17 protein-coding genes are annotated in these 16951 nt (G+C 75.3%); 6 read left to right on the top strand and 11 right to left on the bottom strand.

Translation table 11 applies throughout. The features are described 5' to 3' along the window. The 3 genes from ACWEQL_RS22050 to ACWEQL_RS22040 form a co-directional block, all read right to left on the bottom strand. Positions 1-739: acyl-CoA dehydrogenase family protein (locus tag ACWEQL_RS22050; RefSeq protein ID WP_452151983.1), on the bottom strand; the 739-nt coding region annotated here is incomplete at its 3' end. A gap of 500 nt (positions 740-1239) precedes the next feature. Next, complete coding sequence (locus ACWEQL_RS22045) at positions 1240-1734, bottom strand: hypothetical protein (RefSeq protein WP_452151982.1); 495 nt, start codon at positions 1732-1734, stop codon at positions 1240-1242. Between the two features lie 781 nt (positions 1735-2515). Continuing rightward, positions 2516-2779, bottom strand: coding sequence for a DUF397 domain-containing protein (locus ACWEQL_RS22040; RefSeq protein WP_452151986.1), 264 nt, complete (start codon positions 2777-2779; stop codon positions 2516-2518). Between the two features lie 373 nt (positions 2780-3152). Between ACWEQL_RS22040 and ACWEQL_RS22035 the strand changes: the two genes are divergently transcribed. Beyond that, positions 3153-3692, top strand: coding sequence for a PTS-dependent dihydroxyacetone kinase phosphotransferase subunit DhaM (locus ACWEQL_RS22035; RefSeq protein WP_452151981.1), 540 nt, complete (start codon positions 3153-3155; stop codon positions 3690-3692). A 498-nt stretch (positions 3693-4190) separates the two neighbouring features. Here ACWEQL_RS22035 and ACWEQL_RS22030 read toward each other — a convergent pair whose 3' ends face one another. The 4 genes from ACWEQL_RS22030 to ACWEQL_RS22015 form a co-directional block, all read right to left on the bottom strand. Beyond that, on the bottom strand, positions 4191-4679 hold the full coding sequence (locus ACWEQL_RS22030) for an NUDIX hydrolase (protein ID WP_452151980.1): 489 nt from the start codon (positions 4677-4679) through the stop codon (positions 4191-4193). Between the two features lie 425 nt (positions 4680-5104). Next, entirely contained in the window at positions 5105-6343 is a 1239-nt protein-coding gene (locus ACWEQL_RS22025) for a glycosyltransferase (protein ID WP_452151979.1), read from the bottom strand. Continuing rightward, positions 6336-6776 carry a hypothetical protein gene (locus ACWEQL_RS22020; RefSeq protein ID WP_452151978.1) on the bottom strand — a complete coding sequence of 147 codons (441 nt, stop codon included), beginning with the start codon at positions 6774-6776 and terminating at the stop codon, positions 6336-6338. Before ACWEQL_RS22020 ends, ACWEQL_RS22025 begins: the two co-directional genes overlap by 8 nt. A 390-nt stretch (positions 6777-7166) precedes the next feature. After that, a complete protein-coding gene (locus tag ACWEQL_RS22015; protein WP_452151977.1) occupies positions 7167-7439 on the bottom strand; it encodes a hypothetical protein in 273 nt (90 codons plus the stop codon). A gap of 423 nt (positions 7440-7862) precedes the next feature. Between ACWEQL_RS22015 and ACWEQL_RS22010 the strand changes: the two genes are divergently transcribed. Beyond that, positions 7863-9002 (top strand): polysaccharide deacetylase family protein, encoded by a 1140-nt coding sequence (locus ACWEQL_RS22010; protein WP_452151976.1) that lies wholly within the window; start codon positions 7863-7865, stop codon positions 9000-9002. Positions 9003-9126: 124 nt separating this feature from the next. On the opposite strand, the gene ACWEQL_RS22005 is transcribed toward ACWEQL_RS22010, so the two are convergent. Together ACWEQL_RS22005 and ACWEQL_RS22000 are read right to left on the bottom strand one after the other, a co-directional pair. Beyond that, on the bottom strand, positions 9127-9603 hold the full coding sequence (locus ACWEQL_RS22005) for a GNAT family N-acetyltransferase (protein WP_452151975.1): 477 nt from the start codon (positions 9601-9603) through the stop codon (positions 9127-9129). A gap of 76 nt (positions 9604-9679) precedes the next feature. Then, positions 9680-10558, bottom strand: a complete 879-nt coding sequence (locus ACWEQL_RS22000; protein ID WP_452151974.1) for a glutamate racemase — start codon at positions 10556-10558, stop codon at positions 9680-9682. A 39-nt stretch (positions 10559-10597) separates the two neighbouring features. Between ACWEQL_RS22000 and ACWEQL_RS21995 the strand changes: the two genes are divergently transcribed. Together ACWEQL_RS21995 and ACWEQL_RS21990 are read left to right on the top strand one after the other, a co-directional pair. Then, positions 10598-11755, top strand: coding sequence for a glycosyltransferase (locus ACWEQL_RS21995; protein ID WP_452151973.1), 1158 nt, complete (start codon positions 10598-10600; stop codon positions 11753-11755). Between the two features lie 24 nt (positions 11756-11779). Further along, positions 11780-12526 carry an SAM-dependent methyltransferase gene (locus ACWEQL_RS21990; protein WP_452151972.1) on the top strand — a complete coding sequence of 249 codons (747 nt, stop codon included), beginning with the start codon at positions 11780-11782 and terminating at the stop codon, positions 12524-12526. A 150-nt stretch (positions 12527-12676) separates the two neighbouring features. Here the strand turns inward: ACWEQL_RS21990 and ACWEQL_RS21985 are convergent, their stop codons facing one another. Next, positions 12677-13348, bottom strand: a complete 672-nt coding sequence (locus tag ACWEQL_RS21985; protein ID WP_452151971.1) for a thiol:disulfide interchange protein DsbA/DsbL — start codon at positions 13346-13348, stop codon at positions 12677-12679. A gap of 197 nt (positions 13349-13545) precedes the next feature. After that, positions 13546-14661 carry a glycosyltransferase family 4 protein gene (locus tag ACWEQL_RS21980; protein WP_452151970.1) on the bottom strand — a complete coding sequence of 372 codons (1116 nt, stop codon included), beginning with the start codon at positions 14659-14661 and terminating at the stop codon, positions 13546-13548. Between the two features lie 485 nt (positions 14662-15146). On the opposite strand from ACWEQL_RS21980, the gene mscL reads away from it, so the two are divergent. After that, positions 15147-15590, top strand: a complete 444-nt coding sequence (gene mscL / locus ACWEQL_RS21975; protein ID WP_452151969.1) for a large conductance mechanosensitive channel protein MscL — start codon at positions 15147-15149, stop codon at positions 15588-15590. Between the two features lie 525 nt (positions 15591-16115). Then, positions 16116-16931, top strand: a complete 816-nt coding sequence (locus ACWEQL_RS21970; protein ID WP_452151968.1) for a DUF6643 family protein — start codon at positions 16116-16118, stop codon at positions 16929-16931. Positions 16932-16951: the final 20 nt, after the last annotated feature.

The raw sequence follows: 16951 nt of genomic DNA, 5'->3' as shown, positions 1-16951 counted from the left end.
CCCGCCCCCCGGCCACCGGTGCGCCGCCGGGGGCGCCCAGGCCGAGGGCCAGGTCCGCCGGCACCCGGACGGCGTCGAACAGCACGTCGTGGCCGGCGCTGGCGCGCAGGCCCAGCTGGTCCCAGGTGGGGTCGACCTCGACGCCCTCGCTCTCCCCGCGCACCAGGAAGGTGCCGACCCGGGGCACCGGCTCGTCGGTCCGCGCCGTGACCGCCATCCAGGCCAGTGCCTCGGCACCGGCGCAGTAGGTCTTGCGTCCGGTCAGCAGCCAGCCCTCGCCGTCCCACCGGGCGACCGTGGCCGGCGCCCCGCCGGGGCCTCCCGGACCGCTCGGAACGCCCGGCTCCGCGCTCAGGGTGTTGACCAGCGCAGGCCCGCGCCTGGACTCGGTGAGCAGCCGCCGGTATCCGGCCGCCGGCCAGAGCGCCACCCGGGCCTGCTCGGCGTGCTGCAGCAACGTGAAGGCGGTGACCACCGCCACCGAGGCGTCACCGCGCCCGAGTTGGGCGAGCATCCGAACGGTGTCGGCGAGCGTCCCGCCCGGACCGCCGTACCGCTGCGCCACGGTCAGGGTGAGCAGCCCGGCCTCGTGCACGGCCTCGATGCCCTGGTAGGGAAAGGTGGCGTCGCGGTCGTGCTCCTCGGCGCGGGCGGCGAGCAGGTCGACCACCCGGGGCAGCCGGGCAAGGGCGGCCGCGACGGGCGAGGGTTCGGCGACGGGAGCGGTCGTCGTGGTCATGGTGCTGGTGCCTCCGGGCGGCAGCGTGGGCTCGGCAACTGCGGGCGGCACGCCGGGACGGGCGCGCGGTTCCGGTCGGCGGCCCGGGGCACGCCTGCGCACCGCCCCCGGATGGTGCCGGCCACACGGGGCCGGCGACGGACCGCCTGGGGACAAATCCCCCTCAGCGGCCCGGACACGCCGCGCTGGCGGTGCGCCGCAGGTCCAGATAGCTGCGACGGGTCAGCAGCGGGAGACGGCACGACATGCTCGCGACTGTACGAAGCGGTGATCGCAACCGTCAAGCGGTGGCCGTGGGCCGGTACGGCCGCGGGCGCGCGCCGAGGCACCGGTCGCTCGTACCGGAACCGCCGCCCGGGGCCGCCCCGGGAACGCCCTCGGGGGCGCCGGCGGCCCGACGGACGGGTCCGTCGACGGTCCGGCGAGGGCCGGCCGGTGGCCGGGGGCGGATGGCCGGAACCCGATGCCCGGGCCGGTCTCCGGTGGCCGCCGGAGGAAGGTCAGCCCTGCTGGAACATGTCCGCCGGGAGCGGCTTCAGCAGCTGGTACAGGTCGTCCGAAATCGGCCGGTCCCAGGAGGCGATGGTGACCTGGACGCCGTCGCTGCGCCCGAACTGGGAGCAGTACACCCGACCCTCGCTGACCTTGACCTTCTTCACGATCAGCAGGTCGTCCCCGAGCATGACCGGGAAGTCCTCCGCCGAGACGAACTCGACCGGTTCGTCGTTCTCCAGCGCGGCGAGCAGCTGCCTGATCTCGAAGGGCACGCTGTCACCGGTGTCGCGGGCCGGCGACCCCTCGGGGAGGTTCCCGATGAACATCGCCGGGCCTCTGCCGCCGAACAGGTCGTAGCGCAGGAAAATCCCCTGGCAGGAGCCGTCCGGGCCGGTCATCATGGCTGCGCCGAAGTCTCCGGGCCAGTCCCCGGGGTCCATCGCGAGCACGTCGAAGTCCGGGCCGGTGGGCTGTCCGGAGCGACGGCGGAGAAAAGACATGGGAACATCGTACGTGCCCGGCAGACCGCGCTCGCGGGGTGGGTCGGGCGACGGACGGTGATCCACGCTCAGAGACCAATGTTGACTCTGAGCAACCGTCCGGGCTACGTTCGGTTCAGCACGACAGCCGTTCTGGGTTTCACCCTCCGGGGGGACGGCATGTCGCAACGCGGCCCTACACGCGTTTCCCTCACTGTGCACATAGTCGTGCCGAACCGCCGAGCACCCAGCTTCGTCGTCCGCACACCGCACAGCACACACAAGCCAACAGTTCGATGCCACACAAGCAAGGTCCGCGGGGCCCCGGCCCGTCGCACTCGCGGATCTGCTCGGGACGCCGCCGCGTGGGGGCGTGCGGGTCCCGAGCACACCGGCGCCGCGTCCGAGTCGCTCTCGGTCTCGGAGCCACCCTCCCGGCGACTGCCGGCCCCCTCGTGGGGTCGGGACCGGCCGACGCACCCCGGTGCGCAGGGGATGACTGGGAGGAAGGTCCGGCAGCGCTGCCGGGCCGCACAGCAGGCGCCGTGTCTGGCCGCGTGGGGGCGGTGGGCACGGCGTCTGCCTGTGCTCATACTCTGAGCGGCGTTTGTCTAACAGTCAACAGAAATCGTGACGTGCCACGCTCAATCGTGATCTGACCGCAAGCAGCCCGAAACGGACAGGCCCCACCGCGGCCGCCGAACCGGCTCCGCCGCCCCGCGCGAGCGGGTTCCCGGCCGGCCCGGACCCCCGGCGGAGGCCCGGGCCGGCCGCGTGCGGATGACCCGCCCGGCGCACGCGCTCAGGTGAGGTCGAACTCGCCGTCCCGGGCGCCCAGCACGAAGGCCCGCCACTCCCCGGGGGTGAAGACCAGGACCGGCCCGTCCTCCTGGCGGCCGTCCCGCATGCCGATGTAGCCGTCCACGAAGGCGATCTGAACGTCACCCACGCCCTGACTGCTGCACAGCCACTCGGCGCCGGTGAAGTCCACCCTCGGCTTCCCGCTCGGCGCGAGCTCCCGGACCTCCGCGGCGGTGTCCCCCGCGGCCCCCCCTGCCGTTTCCACGTTCGTCACAGCGGCTCTCTCCTCCCGACGTCCGGCCGACGTCCTGTCCCGGCCAGCCTAGCCACACCGGTACGGCACTTCGGCGGAGTTGACGAGTACTCCTCGCCCCGGGGCCGACCGTGGTAGCACCGGGCGGTACGACGGGGCCCGGACGGGCGGCGGGGCCCAGGGCGGGCGGTGGGGCTCGGGACGGGCGGTGGGGCTCGGGACGGGCGGTGGGCGGTGGGGCCCGGGCCGGTGCAACGGCGGGCTTCGGGCCGGGCGGTACGGCGGGGCCCCGGGCCGGGCGGCCGAGGGCGCGTCCTGCGGCCGCGCGCGGCGGACAGCTGCCAGAGTGTGGGAAGCCCCGACCGAACGCCCCCAGGAGCAGCCGATGAGCCGCCGGGACGGCACCCGCGCCGATGTCATCCCCATCTCCGACGCGCCCTCCGCCCACCCCCCGGCGCCCCGCACCCCGACTTCCCGCACGACCCTGCCCCGTCCCTCGCCGGGCCGGCCGCCCGCGCACGGCCGGGTCGGCGTCGTGCTCGTCTCGCACAGCCAGGAGCTCGCCGCCGCCGTCGGCGCCCTGGCGCTCGCCCTGACCGGCTCGGACTCCCCCGCCCCCGTGGTCGGCACCGGGGGCGGGCTCGGCGACGGCCCCGGCATCAGCGCGGTGCTGGTGGCCGCCGCCACCCGCCGGGTCGACCAGGGGCACGGCGTGGTGGTGCTCGCCGACCTGGGCAGCGCGGTGGGCACGGTACGGGCGCTGCTGGCCGACGCGGACGAGCACGGCCTGCCGTTCCCGGTGCGGTTCGCCGACGCGCCGTTCGTGGAGGGCGCGGTGGCCGCCGTCGCCACCGCCACGGCCGGCGGCGACCTCGCCGCCGTGCTGGACGCGGCCGAGGAGGCCTACCGCCAGCGCAAGGGCTGAGCCGGCCACTTCGGCGTCCCCCCGCACCCCGGGCGGGCGGGCCCGTCGGCCTGCCGAGCGGGCCCGCCGGGCAGGGGCCGAGCCCGTACGTGGTCGGCGCTGTCGGCGCGTTCGGCGCACTCGCCACCGAGGCGTACCTGGCGGCCTGTCACCACCACCACGAGCCGGGCGTGCTGCCGCTGCGGTTCTTCAACGCGCTCGGGCCGCTGCGGCCGGCCGGGCACGCGTACGCAGCCGGGGTGCCCACCTTCCTGGACTCGACACCGGCCGGCTGGCTGACTGACCGGCTGCTTGAGGTCACCCGCGCCGAGCCACGGCACGGCGAGGTCCAGGTCTTCCAGACCGACAACTTCCGGCCGCGGGAGCTCCTCCCGGTCGCCACCCTGGTGCCGCTGCGCGAAGGGCCGGAGCGGCCCCGCGGTTCGACACCCTCTGAACCTCGCCCCGGGAGGGTCCTGGACCTTCTCTCCCGATGCTTGACCGGCCGGGCGCCGGTCGTCAGGGCCGCTCCTTGCCCTGCCACTCGAAGACCGCCGGGCCACGGGCCTCCATGGCCTGCCGAAGTCGTCGGTGCTCCTCCTCGACCATCGGCGGCAGCCCGTCCAGCGGGTACCAGCCGACCGCGAGTGATTCGTCGTCGTTCACCCGGGCCTCGCCGCCGACCGGCCGGCAGCGGAAGGTCAGCACCAGGTACTGCGTCACGTCGCCGTTGGAGTAGTGCACCGGCTCGGTGACGCTCACCCCGGCGAGGTGCTCGGGCACGACCTCGACGCCGGTCTCCTCCAGGCACTCACGCGCCACGCCGTCGGCCGGCTGCTCTCCGGGGTCCAGGATGCCGCCGGGCAGCGCCCACCGGCCGTCGTCGGCGCGCTGGGCGAGCAGCACCCGGCCCTCGCCGTCCAGGACGACGGAGACCACGGCGCTGAGCCAGAGCGGATGGGTACCGATCATGGAGCGGAGCTCCGCGAGGAATGCGGGAATCGCCATGCATCGCAGCCTATGACCTGTCAGCCGCGATCACCCGAAGCCCGTTCGCCGCCCGGCGCGGGTTCACCGTTCCGCAAACGTTGGGCATCCTGCGAACGTTCACCATCTCGCGACGCTTCACTGCGTCGTAACCATTCACCATCCCATGAACGTTCACTTCTATATGAACATTCATCACTCTGTGAATGTCATCCATTGTGCGAGCATTTACTCACCCGTGAACGTCAGCCATTCAGTGAACGTTCACCGTCTCTTTGCGCCACAGCCGGGCCCGGGGAGCCGGACACCGTGACGGCGGCGCGGACGGGGCTGCGCCAGTCCGCCCGTCGTGCAGCGGATCGGCGACGGTACCGGCCAGAACGGTGACCGCGCGGTCCCCCTCGCTTCCCTCTGATGCAGAGGTGCGACCTGCGACGGTGGCGGGCTCAGCCGACCGTCCAGGGAAGCCCCTTGGCGCGGGCGACGGCCGCGTAGGTCTCCAGCGAGATCCTGGCCACCGCCCGCTGGTCGAAGTGCGCCACGGCGCGTTGCCGGGCCGCGGCACCGAGCCGTTCGCGCAGGCCGGGCTCGGTGAGGAGCCGGTCCAGCGCGCAGGTGAGGGCCCGGGCGTCCCCGGGCGGGGCCAGCAGCAGGTGTTCGCCGTGGCCGCCAATCTCCCGGCAGCCGCGGATGTCGCTGAGCACCATCGGCAGACCGCCGGCGGCGGCCTCCATGGCGGAACGGGAGAACCCTTCCCAGTGGGAGGGGAGCACGAAGACGTCGAGGGCCGCGTACACCGCGGGCATGTCGGCGCGGCTGCCGAGGAACTCGACCCCGGACCCGGCACCGAACTCGGCACCATACGCGCCGTATGCGTCGGGCTTGTCCGGGCCGTCCGGGTCATCCGGGTCAGCCGGGCCGTCCGGGCCGATCCACACGAAGCGGCCCTTTCCGGCCAGCGCCCGGGCCGCCTCGGCGTACTCACCGATGCCCTTCCCGGCTACCCGCCGACCCACCCCGCCGACCAGCAGCTCATGCTCGCCGACGCCGAGTTCCGTACGGATCCGGGCGCGCGACCGGGCCCGGTCGACCGGGTCGCCGGCGAACCGGGAGAGGTCCACGCCGTTGCCGACCACCCGCGAACGGTGGGCGGGGACGGCCCGGGCCAGGGCGCGCCGGTCCTCGCCGTGCTGGTAGAGCTCGGCGTGCGAGAAACGTGCCGCCAGGGCCTCCGCGCCGAGCACGAACGCGCGCTTGGCGAAGGGGTCGCGGGCCTGCGTCCGGAGTCCGTGACAGGTGTTGACCACCACCGGGACCTGGGCGAACCGGCCGACGATCCGGCCGAGCACCCCGGTCTTGAGGTGGTGGGTGTGCAGCACGTCGGGCCGCAACCGGTCCAGCACGGCGAACAGTTCGCGGGCCGCGGCGGCGTCCGCGCGCGGTTGCCAGGCCCGGGTGAGCGCGTGCAGCGGTTCGTGGCGCACGCCGATCGCGGCGAGCTGCTCGACGCACGGGCCGGGCACGCTGATGCCGTACGTGTCGAAGCCGGCCTCCAGGTCCACCGTGAGCTCGGTGGCGAGCAGACGCTGCAGCCTCGTGCCGACGGTGGTGAGGTGGGCGACCCGCAGCGGGCGGCCGCCGGGTCCGCGCAGCCGCGGGAAGGGCGCGGGCAGGTGCTCAGCCACGGGCGCCGACCGCCTTCGCGGTCACGACGATGCGGGCGTGGGCCCGCTCGGGTACCGGCCGGCCGTACAGCTCGGCGCGGCGGACCGGTGCGGCGGTCCCCTCCCGGCGCATCGCACCGCCCACGTACCCGCTCAGTAGGTGGCCCGTGTGCCCGCTCGCCAGGTGGATGGTGAACGGCAGCCGACGCTCGCGCGGCAGCGACCAGGCGCGGTCGTGGTCGTGGAAGCGGTCCTGGACGTCAGTGAGGCCGTCGGCCTGGGCGGCGGGGTCGGCGGTCGTGACGCCCGGTTCGTCCGGGCTCCCGCCGCCCACCCGGTGGCGGATCAGGACCGTGGCGTCCTCCCCCGGTCGGGCCCCCACCCGGCGCGCCGGCCGACGCTCGACCCGGGTACGGATCCCGCCGGCCGTCGTGGGCGCGGCAGCGCCGCTCATCGCTCCCCCCGTCCCGGTTCGGTGCCCGCCTTCGACTTCGACGGAGCCCTCCCCGGCGCCGTCAAGTGCCCGCGCGTCCGACCAAGTGCCCGCGCGTCCGACCAAGTGGCCGCGCGTCCGGCGCAGTTGGCTCGCCGGACGCACATCACAGCAGGGGGAGCGGCTGACCGGCGGCCCGGGATCGCGAAAGAAGCGGGTAGGCGTTCGGCGATGGACCGGGAACCGGCCGATCCGACCGATAGGAGGCGGTCACGCGTTCGGTCCGGGGCGACCACGGGCCGACGGCGCGAGCCGGGCCGAAGGGCACGCCGGTGCACGGGAGACACCGGAGCGACGACCGTCGACAGCCGAGCGCCCCCGGACCGTCCCCGGAGGCGAGCGGGCGACGGCTCAGCGCACGATGTCGCCCCTGTGACGGAAGCGGGCGAAGACGATGCGTCCGAGGAGCAGGACGCCGGCCGCGAGGGATCCGGCCACCGCCATCGCCCAGGCCGGTCCGTCACTCTCCGGAACCGCCACCGCGACCACGATGCCGAGCGCGAGGCACGCCAGACCCACCACCGTCAGCGGTACCTGGTGCGTGACCAGGGCGGCGCCGCTGCAGTACTGCTGCGTCCGGGAGCGGCGGTGGAGGTGGAGATGATCACGTTCCGCGTCTGCCATGAGACCCAAGGTACCCCGGCGGGCGGGTGATGTCCTGCCTCCCGGGCCGCCCGGGCGACGCCCGGTGGCGACCTTCCGCCACGGTCGTCATCACGCCAAAAAAACCATGCCCCTCCGGTACAACCATCTACGGGGTGTATCGGTCTCCACTACATTGAGCGATCCAGGAGCCATCCGCGGTGCGGGTTGGGAGTCCCCCGCCGTGGACCGGAGAACCCAGGGGGCGGAGCCGCCGTGCCCTGGTGTCGGAGGTCGGCCCGTCCTCCGGCGGTACCGCCACGCCGCGTCGGCGACCGAGGGGGAACCGTGCCGCAGTCCCGCATCACGACGTCCACATCCACACCCATGACGATGTCCACGCCCATGTCGATGCCCATGCCCTCGCCCATGTCGATGCCCAGGTCCACATCCATGTCCGCGTCCATGTCCATGTCCGCTTCCATGCCGATGTCCGCGTCCGTACCGCTGCCCGCCCCCAGGCCCACGGAGTGGCCGGCCGTCCGGCCCGGTTCCCGCGAGCCCCGCCCGTTGGAGCCGCGGGCGTTCGAGGCGCGGCCGCTCGGGCGTGGCGGTCCCGGCCAGGGCACCCGGGGTACAGGCGGCGCGGCCGGCCCCGGCAGTGACGTCGGCACGGGCGCGACGGGCGGCGGCCGCCCGGACGCCCGGGACTGGCTGCGCTTCGCACCCGTCCAGCCGCTCTTCCGGGCCCGGGCGGCGCAGCGGCTCGCCGTGCTGGCGTACCACGGGGTGACGGACCCGCGGTCGTTCGGCGCGCAGCTGGACCGGTTGCGAAGACTCGCCACCCCCGTCTCGCTGGCCGCGGTGCAGCAGGCGGTGGCCGAGCGGCGGCCGCTGCCGGCCCGTAGCGTGCTGGTGACCTTCGACGACGCCGACCGCAGTGTGCTGACCCACGCGTTGCCGGCGCTCGACGCCCGGGGCATCCCGGCGGCCGCGTTCGTCATCTCGGAGCTGATCGGCACCGAGAAGCCGTTCTGGTGGCACGAGGCGGACTTCCTGGCCCGGCACGGCGGGCGGGCCCGGTCGCTGGACTGCGGTCACCCCGGCCAGTTGCTGCGCCGGCTGAAGGCGATGCCGGACCCGGACCGCCGGCGCAGCCTGCACGAGCTGCGGGTCAGCGCGAGCCGCCGCTCGCCCGGGCAGGAGCAGCTGACGCCGGCGGACCTGCGCGACCTGCGCGACGGCGGGGTCGCGGTCGGCAACCACACCCAGGGGCATCCCTGTCTGGGGCGGTGCGACGACGAGACGGTACGGGCCGAGATCACCGGTGCGCACGAGGCGCTGACCCGCTGGCTGGGCGAGCCGCCCAGCGCGTTCGCGTACCCGGACGGCGGGCACGACCCGCGGGCCGAGGCGGTGCTGCAGGAGCTCGGCTACCGGCTGGGGTTCCTGTCCGACCACCGGCTGGGGCCGCGGCTGCCGGAGAACCCGCTGCAGATCAGCCGGCTGCAGGTGGACTCCACCACCAGCACCCGGCGCTTCGACACCATCCTGTCCGGGCTGGAGCCGGCCTACCGCCGCTGGCGCGGACAGGCGGTCGCCTGAACCGGAGCGGCCGGGGAAGCGTCGGAGAGGGTTGGTCGGTGCGCCCGCGCGGGCGAGCGCGCCGACCACGCTCGGTGGCGATCACCACCGGTGGGCGATCACCACTCGGTGGCGGTCACGGCGCTCAGTTGCCGTCGAGGTCCATCTCCGCGACCACGTCCGTCCCGCTCGTCTCACCGGTGAGCCGGAAGCCGAGCCCCAGGTAGAAGGCCTCGGGGCCGTCCGGGCCGGGGAGCCAGGTGACGGTGTACCGGGTGCCGCCGCGGCGGCGGATCTCGGCGGCCACGGCCTCGACGGCGAAGCGGCCGTAGCCCCGGCCCTGTTCGCCGGCGGCGATGTTGAGGCGCCACAGTCCGGAGCGGATGTCCCGGCCGGTCCCGTCACCGGCGAAGTCGATGTCCAGGAACGCCATCAGGAAGCCGACCGGCCGGTCCCCGTCGAGGATCAGCCGGGGCCAGGCGTGCTCGGGGTGGACGTACGCCTCGGCGAGTGACTTCACCACCGGTGAGACCAGGTGCTCCTGGTCGGAGCGCACTTGGACGGCGAGCGCGAGGTCGAGGTTGGCGGGGGTGACGGGTTCGAGGCGTGGCGCGGTGATCATGCTGTTCACCCTAGGCGGGCGGTCCACGCCATTTCCCGCCGACGAACCCACGTCCTCGCCGGACGGGACCGGGCGCTCAGCGCACCGGCGCGGTCACGCCCTCCGCGCCGAGCAGAGCCGGACCCGCGCCGAACAGACCCGGACCCGTGCCGAGCGGTACCGGACCCGCGCCGAACACCGCCGCCGCCCCGGTGATCAGGGCCGTCTCCGGGTAGCGCTCGGCCGCGGCGGGCAGCGCGGCGGCACGGCCGGCGTGCAGGACGGTCAGGGTGCCGTTGCCCGGGCCGGGCACGCGGCCGGTGTCGGCGATCCGGCGCAGCGCCTGGGCGGCGACGGCGTCCGCGGAGCCGTGCAGGACGAGCCCGGCGGCGGCGGTGGGCGCGACGGCGGCGCGGATGCGCTCGGCGACCAGCTCGTAGTGGGTGCAGCCGAGCACGAGGACGGCCGTACCGGCGGGGGTGCGGGCGGCGGCGTCCGCGATCGCGGCGTCGATCGCCGCGTCGTCCGCGCGGTCCACGGCGTCGGCGAGGCCCGGGCAGGCGACCTCGGTGACGGCGGCCGGGCCGGCGAAGTCGCGGATCAGGCCGCGCTGGTAGGCGCTGCCGGTGGTGGACGGGGTGGCCCAGACGGCGACCGGGCCGCCGAGCCCGGCGGCCGGCTTGATGGCCGGGACTGTGCCGATGACCGGGATGCCGGGTTCGAGCTCGGCGCGCAGCGCGGCCAGCGCCTGGACCGAGGCGGTGTTGCAGGCGACCACCAGGGCGTCCGGCGCGTGGGCCGCCGCGGCGCGGGCGCAGCCGAGGGCGAGCGCGGTGACCTCCTCGGTGGTGCGCGGGCCCCAGGGCATGCTGGCGGGGTCGGAGGAGAGCACGAGATCGACGTCCGGGCGCAGCTTGCGCAGCGCGGCGGCGGCGGCCAGCAGGCCGATTCCGGAGTCCATCAGTGCGATCTTCACAGGGCAAGACTCTAGTCGATCCGTCCCGGAGGCCCCGGGATGCGGGAGACTGCCCGGGTGAGCGTGCTGCTGTGGTGTGCCGTGGCCTCGCTGGCCGTGTGGGTCTGGCTGGCCTGCTTCCACGGGGGGTTCTGGCGGACGGACGTGCGGTTGCCGCCGCGCGCCGAACCGGGGCGCCGCCCGGAGGTGGCGGTGGTGGTGCCGGCCCGGGACGAGGCGGAGGTGCTGCCCGCGAGCCTGCCGGGCCTGCTGGCCCAGAAGTACCCCGGCCGGGCGCGGGTGATCCTGGTGGACGACCACAGTTCGGACGGTACGGGCGCGCTGGCGGCCGCTCTGGCCACCCCGGACGGCCTGCCGCTGACGGTGACCGTCCCTCCCCCGCTGCCGCCCGGCTGGACGGGGAAGCTGTGGGCGCTGCGGCACGGGGTGGAGCTGGCCGGGCCGGACGTGGAGTACCTGCTGCTGACCGACGCGGACATCGCGCACGGGCCGACCTCGCTGGCGGAGCTGGTCGCGGCCGCCGAGACCAACGGCCTCGACCTGGTCTCCCAGATGGCGCGGCTGCGGACGCGGACCCGCTGGGAGCGGCTGATCGTGCCGGCCTTCGTGTACTTCTTCGCCCAGCTGTACCCGTTCCGGCGCAGCAACCGCCCGGGGAGCCGGACGGCCGCGGCGGCGGGCGGCTGCTCGCTGGTGCGGCGGGCCGCGCTGGAACGGACGGGCGGGGTGGCGGCGATCCGGGGGGCGGTGATCGACGACGTCTCGCTGGCCCGCGCGGTGAAGGCGAGCGGCGGCCGGACCTGGCTGGGGCTGGCCGAGCAGGTGGACTCGGTGCGGCCGTACCCGCGGCTGGCGCAGCTGTGGCGGATGGTGTCGCGCAGCGCGTACGCGCAGTTGCGGCACTCGCCGCCGCTGCTGCTCGGGACGGTGCTGGGGCTGGCGCTGGTGTACCTGGTGCCGCCGGTGGCGCTGGTCGCGGGGCTGGCGGGGGCCGGGGCCCCGGTGGCGCTGGCGGGCGGGGCGGCCTGGGCGTTGATGACGGCGACGTTCGTGCCGATGTGCCACTACTACGGGCAGCCGGCGCCGGCGGCGCTGCTGCTGCCGTTCACCGCCACGCTGTACCTGCTGATGACGGTGGACTCGGCGGTGCAGCACTGGCGGGGCCGGGGCGCCGCCTGGAAAGGCCGGACGTACTGAGGCCGGCTGGGCCACACTGTTCGGATGGACCGTCGGAGGATCTCCCGCATCGCGCACTCGCACCACCCGATCGCGGCGCCGCTCGCGGACGGGGCGGTCGACCGGCTGCTGGACCGGGCGACCGGGCACGCCGACGTCGGCCGGGCACTGGACCTCGGCTGCGGCGAGGGCGGCTGGCTGATCCGGGCGCTGGCTACGCGGCCCCTCTGGCGGGCGGTCGGGGTGGACCTGGACGCCGGGGCGCTGACCCGGGCGCGGGAGACCGCCCAGGCACTCGGGGTGGTACGCCGACTGGGCCTGCACCACCTGGACGCCTCGGAGTTCACCGCCGTCGACCCCTTCGACCTGGTGCTGAACGTGGGCGCCACGCACGTCTTCGGCGGGCTCTCCGGGGCCCTCGCGGCGGCGGCCGGGCAGCTGGCGCCGGGCGGGCGGGTGCTGGTCGGCGAGGGGTTCTGGGAGCGTGAGCCGTCCCCGGCCGCGCTGGAGGGCCTGGGCGCGGCCCGCGAGGACTACGCGGACCTGGCGACCACCCTGGACCGGGTGGCCGCCGAGGGCTGGACCGTGGTGGACGGGCACATCAGCAGCCCGCAGGAGTGGGACGACTACGAGCTCTCCTGGACGGGCTCGCTGGCCGACTGGGCGCTGGACCACCCGGACGATCCGGACGCGCCGGCCGCCCGGGAGGCCGCGGACCTGCACCGCGCCCAGTGGCTGCACGGCTACCGGGGCACCCTGGGCTTCGCGACACTGCTGCTGCGGCGCGGCTGAACTCCCGCGCCCGCCACCCGGGTCACCTCCCGTGCTGCCGACGGCGCCGCCGGCAGCACGGAGTGCGGTGGACGGGCCGGGGCGCGGCGCACGGGCCCGATGTGCGGGGCGCGGCGCAGGGGCCGGACGCGCCCGGTGAACCGGAGGGGATCAGGGCCGGCGTTCCTGGTCCTCCCGCACCAGCCGGTCCATCACCTCCGGCATCGCGGCCACGCCGCCCGCCCTGCTCGGGGTGGTGCGGTCACCACCCTGGACGATCACGGTGGGCAGCTCGTCGATCCGGTGCTCCACGAACATCCGGGCGGCCTCCTCGACGGCCTGCTCGACCTCCGCGGAGCGGAACGCGTTCCTGAACTCCTGTCCGTCCACGCCCTGTTGGACGGCCCAGGCGGTGGCACCCGACTCGGTGGCGACGTCCCGGTCCTCGGTGTGCACCGCCCGGAAGGCGGCCACCTGGAGACGGTCGACCAGGCCGAGGTGCTCCAGCGCGTAGTACAGGCGCGCGTGGCCGCGCTGCACGCTCTCCTCGGGGCTGCCCGGCCAGATGGCGGGCACCCGGCGCAGCTCGACGTCCTCGCCGTGGCGGGCGGCCCAGCTCTGGAGCGGCTGCTCCAGCTGCTGGGAGTGGCCGCAGTCGTACCAGAAGAACTCGAGCGCCTCGGTGCGGGCGGTCGCGCGCACCGGCTGGGGCTGGTCGATGCGGGTGAACCGGCCGCCCTCGTGGGTCGGTTGGTGGGTGTGCGCGCCGGCCTGCACGGGGGTCGCGGCGATGCCGGTGGCGACGGCGGCGAGCAGGACGGTGGACCTCAGCAGCGATTTCACACCGGGGAGTGTGACGGTGACGGTGCGCCACCGGCCACTCACACCGGTGCGGCGGGGCCGCGTTTCGCCCGTTCGGCCGAGCCCGCCCCGGCCTCGCCCGCCCCACCCCCGCCCGTCCCCGCCCTCGGCCGCTCCGACGGCGCACGGGGTAGAACAGGGGAAGGACAGGGGCAGGGCGGAGGCGGGCCCGCCCGGGCTCAGCGCCGGGTGACCTCGGCGAACAACCGCTGCCAGGCGTCGGTGACCACGCCCAGCTCGTACGAGGCGAGCGCGTGCTCACGGGCGGCCGCACCGAGGGTGGCGCGGCCGCCGGCGAGCACCTTGGCCAGCGCCTCGGCGAGGGCGAGCGGGTCGCCGGGGGCGACCAGTACGCCGGTGCCGCCGTCGCGCACCACCGAGGAGACGAGGCCGACGTCGGTGGCGACGGCCGGGATCCCGGCGAGGGCGGCCTCGATCAGCACCCCGGGCACGCCCTCGCTGTCGCTGGTGAGCAGCAGGGCGTCGGCGGCGCGGTAGAGCGTGGAGGGGTCGGCGAGGAGGCCGAGGAAGTGGGCCCGGGCGGCGGCCGGATGTCGTTCCAGGGCGGTGCGCAACGGGCCCTCGCCGGCCACCGCGAGCCGGACGTCGGGCAGCCGGTCGAGCGTGGCGAGGGCGAGGTCGAGGCGCTTCTCCCGGGCGATCGCGCCGACCCAGGCGACCAGCAGGCCGTCGCCGGGCAGGCCGAGGGCGTGCCGGGCGGCGCGACGGTCGGCCTCGTCGCGGGCGGGCGGGTAGCGCTCGGCGGAGCGGGCGTTGGGGATGGTGCGGACCCGGGAACCGGGCAGCTTGAAGTGGCCGAGCAGGACGGCGCGGGCCTCGGGGGTCAGCGCGGTGACCGCGGCGGCGCGGCGGAGCATCGCGCCGGTGCCCATCCCGCGGCCGGAGCCGGCCGTCCAGCGCCGGGGGTCGCCGACGCTGACGTAGACGAACGGGGTGCGGCTGGCGGCGAGGGCGATCGCGCAGGCGGGCAGGGTGCTGGAGCCGTGGGCGAGGACCAGGTCGGCGGTGCGGGCCGCGCTGCGCAGCGCGAGCAGCGTGGTGGGGTGGAGCCGGGCGGGGCCGAGGACGGTGGTGAGGGTGGGCGCCCCGGGCGAACCGGGGCGGGCGTCGGGGTGCGGTGCCAGGGCGCGCAGGGCGGAGCCCTGGCCCCGTCGGCGCAGTTCGCGGTGGAGGTCGCGGGCGAGGTTCTGGGCTCCTCGCCGACGCGGGTCGGTGATCACGTGCAGGATGCGCGGGCGGGTTCCGGCCGTCGTGGCAGACGTGGCGTCGGGCATGGGAATGACCTTGGCACAGGCTCCGCCGCAGTACAGCCCCTTCGCGCAACCTTCTGGTGGTGGACTGGACCGGTCCCATAGCCTGGCGGGCGCCGTCCGTTCACCACGCCCCGTCCCTCCCGGCGGACGCGCGCCCCGCCGCACGCCGCCGTCCGCCCCGCGCACTCCTCCGGGGTGCCGGCACGCGGTGGCCGATTCCCTCGCGAACGCCCGTTTTCCTGCTGAATGTTGATCGACAGTCAGGCGAATCGGCCGGCCTGACGGAGCGCCGGCAGGCGGGCGGCCTCCGACGGTGCGCCGGATCGCCCGCGCGGCGGTGTGCGACCAGCCGTACGCGGAGCGCCTGCGCGGGCGCCGAGCGGCCCGGCCGGTGTTACGCGGATCGGGTGACGCGGGCTGGACCGTGGGCGCGTCGGGTCGGCAGGATGTCCGGCCGGGGCCGCGGCCCCATCCCCGTTCTCCCCCAACCGATTTGGAGCATCCCGGTGTTCAAGGGATTCCGTAGCTTCCTGCTGCGCGGAAACGTGGTGGACCTGGCGGTCGGCATCGTGATCGGCGCCGCCTTCACCGCCGTGGTCACCGGGTTCGTCACGGCCTTCCTCACCCCGCTCATCGGCGTCGCGACCGGCGCGGTCGGCGACTTCACCCAGAAGACCTTCGAGGTCGCCGGCACCCGCTTCCCGTACGGCGTCTTCGTGAACGCCGCGATCAGCTTCGTGATGGTCGCCGCGGTGATCTACTTCGCCGTGGTGGTGCCGGTCGGCAGGCTCCAGTCACGCTTCGACAGCGGCAAGCCGGCGCCGGTCGCCAAGGCGGACTGCCCGGAGTGCCTGAGCTCGATCCCGGCGGCCGCGGTGCGGTGCTCCTTCTGCACCTCCGAGGTGGCGGGCCGTCCCGGGTTCCCGGCGCAGGCACTCTCGGGCCGCTGAGGTCCGGCCGGGCGTCCGACCAGAGGTGCCCCGGGGTCCGCCCGGGGTTGCCCCGGGGTCCCGTCCGGGTTGCCCCGGCGCCCGTCCGAGGCCGGCTCAAGATCGGCTCAAGATCGGTCCGAGATCAGCCCGAGACCGGTCCGAGATTTCACTCCGGGGCACCTCCCGGAGGAGCGCCCCCGACCCCGCTGACCAGCGCTGTCGTGATCTTTATCCGCGAAACATTCACGAGCCCCCATCGGCCGATCGGCAGGGGCTCGAACGCGCCGCCGCACGCCCCGCCGGGAAGGGTGGTGTCGGCCGCTCCCCGCAAGGGTTCCACCGGGGTGCGGCGCGGGTTCCCCCTGGTCCGTCCGGGTGCCGTTCGAGGGCCCCGGACCCTCCGCAGGTGGCCGGAAGTCGCCGCCGAAATGTCTGTTCTTCCTACTTTCGAAGCTTTTGTGCGAGCGAAGACTGTGTAAACACTCGAACTGCCCGCCCTCCCACTCTCCTCAGCAGGCGCATTGTGGGCTTACCGTATGCCCCATGACCTCGCCCCGCTCCTACGACGGAGTCGGCTACCCCTCTCCGTCCTTCTCCTCCGGCACGCCCATCTACGACAGCCTCGTCGCAGAACGCGGTGTCCCCCAGATCGCGCCCATCAACGTGCCGGCGGCCCTGCCCCCGGCCCTGTCGGCCGGCTACGGTTCGGGCCTCGGCCCGTCCTACGAGAGCCGTTACGGCACCGGGTACGACTCCCCCGGCAGCAACCTCCCCGCGCTGCCGCCCGCCCGACTCGCGCTCGGCCCCGGCACCGGCGGCTCCCCCTCCGCCGGCCCGGCCACCGCGTACGTCCCGGCGCAGCCCGCGCCCGTGTACGCCGCCGCGCCGCAGCCGCCCGTCCCCGGTTACGGGGGCCCGCAGCCGTACCTGCCCGGCCAGCGGCCGCAGCAGCCGGCGCCCGGGTTCACCCAGGCCACCACCGGTGGCTACCAGCCGTCCGGCGGGCAGAGCTTCGGCGGGCAGAACACCTTCGTCGGCGCCGGCCAGGGCGGCCCGCAGAGCTTCGGCGCGCAGCCGGCCGGCGGGCAGCAGAGCTTCGCCGGCCAGGCCCCGTCCTTCGGCGGCCAGCAGTCCTTCACCGGGCAGTCCCCGTCCTTCGGCGGACAACCCTTCGGTGCGCAGGGCGGCGGCCAGGGCTTCCAGGGCCAGGGTGACCAGAGCTTCGGCGGCGCCCAACTGCGCCCCGCCGTCAGCCCGGTCGCGCCGGTCCGCCCGATGCAGCCGCAGCGCCCCGCTCCGTACGGCGACGCCGGACAGTTCCAGTCGAGCGGCTACCAGTCGCAGGGGCAGGGCTACTGACCCCTACCCTCCCCCGGGCC

This window comes from Kitasatospora sp. NPDC004240, assembly GCF_053603215.1.
This window is presented reverse-complemented; position numbering and strand designations above follow the sequence as displayed.